This is a genomic window from Mesorhizobium sp. M7A.F.Ca.MR.148.00.0.0, assembly GCF_003997735.1.
Taxonomy (GTDB): domain Bacteria; phylum Pseudomonadota; class Alphaproteobacteria; order Rhizobiales; family Rhizobiaceae; genus Mesorhizobium.
This window is the reverse complement of record NZ_RZTB01000311.1, coordinates 1-925: the sequence shown is the minus strand read 5'-3', so window position 1 is coordinate 925 and position 925 is coordinate 1. Positions and strand designations below refer to the sequence as shown.

Annotated in this window: 2 protein-coding genes and 1 pseudogene; all 3 read right to left on the bottom strand. The window is 61.1% G+C overall.

Translation table 11 applies throughout. The features are described from left to right. Window positions 1–233 (bottom strand): bifunctional hydroxymethylpyrimidine kinase/phosphomethylpyrimidine kinase (locus tag EOB49_RS34190; protein WP_206526194.1); only part of this gene is annotated, 233 nt, incomplete at its 3' end. Then, window positions 224–829 carry a thiamine phosphate synthase gene (locus EOB49_RS34185; RefSeq protein ID WP_127383525.1) on the bottom strand — a complete coding sequence of 202 codons (606 nt, stop codon included), beginning with the start codon at window positions 827–829 and terminating at the stop codon, window positions 224–226. The genes EOB49_RS34190 and EOB49_RS34185, both read right to left, overlap by 10 nt. Then, a pseudogene (locus EOB49_RS34180) lies at window positions 826–925 on the bottom strand (thiazole synthase); the annotation flags it as partial. The pseudogene EOB49_RS34180 and the gene EOB49_RS34185, both read right to left, overlap by 4 nt.

The following is a 925-nucleotide window of genomic DNA, read 5'->3' as shown; positions in this document are numbered from 1 at the left end:
GTGGCTACGTCGTTGGCCTGTAGCGCGGCACACATCTGATTGGCCACCATGCTGGGTGGCGAATGATGGATTTCGATCACGGCGTCGTGCGTTTGCACCGTTAGCGCTGTGACGGCGAGACAGGTGCGCACGCCAACGGCAGAGATCGTCTCGATGTCGCGTGCTATTCCAGCACCCCCGCTGGAATCTGATCCGCCAACGACAAGCACATGCGGTTCTCGTCTCATCGCCATCGGTCCGTCTTTTCGATCCATTCTCGCGTGCGCGCTTCGGCGTCGAAGCTCAACGTGATGTCCGTGACCACTGCGGCGCTGTTGGCGCCGGCCTCAAAGACGCCGTCGAGGCGGTCGGGGTTGAGGCCGCCGATGGCGACCAATGGGATCGGCGCCACCCGCCGCTTCCACTCGCTGATCCGCTCTAGCCCTTGCGGTGCCCACTTCATTTTCTTCAAAGTGGTGGGATAGATCGGACCGAGCGCGACATAGTCGGGCTCGGCAAACATGGCCGTTTCCAGCTCGACATGATCATGCGTGCTCAATCCGAGCCTGACGCCCGCTGCCCGTATCCTCGAGAGGTCGGCCGTGTGCAAATCCTCCTGGCCCAGATGCACGAAATCGCAGCCTTCCTCGATTGCCAGGCGCCAATAATCATTGATGATGAGCTGGCTTTTGTGTTGGACACACCAGGCCTTCGACTTGCGGATCTCCGCGCGCAGCCCGGTTTCATCCATGGTTTTGATGCGAAGCTGAATCAGCTTGACGCCGAGCGGCGCCAACCTTTCGATCCAGGCGGCGCTGTCGACGATCAGGTAGAAGGGATCGAGCTTCATGAAAAAACGGCCCTGCCGACCATCGGTGTCGATGGCACGGCGACGTCGCGCGGTTCGAGCATTCCCGAACTGAACGCCTCACGACCGGCGTCGACC